The organism is Amniculibacterium aquaticum (assembly GCF_003852705.1).
GTDB lineage: Bacteria > Bacteroidota > Bacteroidia > Flavobacteriales > Weeksellaceae > Amniculibacterium > Amniculibacterium aquaticum.
In genome coordinates, this window is sequence record NZ_REFA01000060.1 from 1 (window position 1) to 1,551 (window position 1,551).

Consider the following 1,551-nt stretch of genomic DNA (forward strand, 5'->3'; position numbering starts at 1 on the left):
CAAAAAGCCTTTTTCTTTTACAAATTTTTGTATTTTAGCAAAAGAAAAATGGCTTTTTGCTTGGTGTAGAGATTGCATAAGTACTTGATAATCAAAGTCCGCACTTCACAAAGCCGCAAACCGTTGTGCGACATACTAAACAGACAGCAAATAGAAAAACGATACCGACTTTTTATTAACTATGACACAAGAAGAATTTATAGAACGACAGAAAGAACTAAATAGACTTACATCATTAATTGCTAAAGGAGCAACAATTAAAGATTGTTCTCATCCAAACAAAATTGAATGTAAATTACCAATAAAAAGTGCTCATAGTTTACAAAGGCAAGGTTCTCTAAAATTATTAGAAAAGACTTTAAAAGGAAATTCATTTATTTATTGTCATACCGAAAGACAAGTAAATAAAAAATATGGTTTTTTAGACCTTAAACCAATTGGTAGAAAAGATGCTTCTACATTTTTTGGATTTTGTGATTTTCACGACACAGAACTTTTTAAAGAAATTGAAAATGACCCAGAAATAACAGATATAAACAATGATTTACATTGTTTTCTACATACTTATAGATCATTTTCCCATTCATATCATAGAAAATATGAAGAATATAAACTATTTACATCAACAGAAACTGAAGTTGTAGAGTATCTACAAAAGGCTTACGGAAAAGACTTACCAAAAGTGACTGAAGGTATTAAATTAGCACTTGTAGATCTCGAAGTTCCTAAAAAGTTACTTGATGAAATGCTCTTGAATAAAAATTATTCTGGTTTAGAATATTTTTGTTACGAATTTCCATATCGTTGTCCAATTGCTTGCGCAGGTGTTACAACTCCAGGTCATTATAAAAATGGTGATATTTTTAATTTAAGTGAAAGTGCAAGCGATGAGTATTCAGATGTTTTTACAACTGTTTTACCTTTTAAGAATCGAACTGTAGTTATTCTAGCAGCGTTTCCAAATGACGTAAAAGCTATTAAATATTTAGAAGAATTAGAAAACATTTCAAGTGAATTAGAGTTTCAGAAATATTTATCATTTCACATAATAAACAACTTAGAAAATGTTTATATTTCTCCAAATTTTTATGATAGAAAAGATTATAAATGGCAACAAAGTTATTGTGAATTAATTAATTATATATCAAATAGATACACGCCTTATATCAGATATAATAAAAGATTTCCAATAAACTATTTTGCATTCACAGAAAAAATTGAAAAATAGTACGATCGCACAACATCGTATTGGCGAAATGGCGGGTTTAAGGGAGAAATTGAAAGTTTCTCCTTTTTTTGTCGCAACAGCCTTTTATATTTCCTTATTTCATAAATTTAGAAAATAATAAAAGGCTGTTGCTTAGCTTAGTGAAAAATTGAATGTTTTGTCTTTCTAATCCGCCACTATCGCCAATACGCGGCCAGTTGTCCGTAATATTTGAAGAGCGTTATCAAATCGAAGATTTTACAAATTTGAACATTTTTTGACCTATACCCTGCTGATTTCTAAATTTTATGCCGAATAATTTCTGCCTGAAAATTCAAAAAATT

General features: G+C 29.1%; 1 protein-coding gene. It reads left to right on the forward strand.

All coding sequences use genetic code 11. From position 1 onward, the window contains the following. The first annotated feature begins 181 nt into the window (after positions 1–181). The gene (locus tag EIY84_RS11685) at positions 182–1,228 is read left to right on the forward strand and encodes a hypothetical protein (protein ID WP_124643380.1); all 1,047 of its coding nucleotides are present in this window, start codon (positions 182–184) and stop codon (positions 1,226–1,228) included. Positions 1,229–1,551: the final 323 nt, after the last annotated feature.

Excerpts from the sequence above, each read along its gene's own strand:
- EIY84_RS11685 (WP_124643380.1), top strand. The coding sequence starts at position 182 with ATGACACAAGAAGAATTTATAGAACGACAGAAAGAACTAAATAGACTT.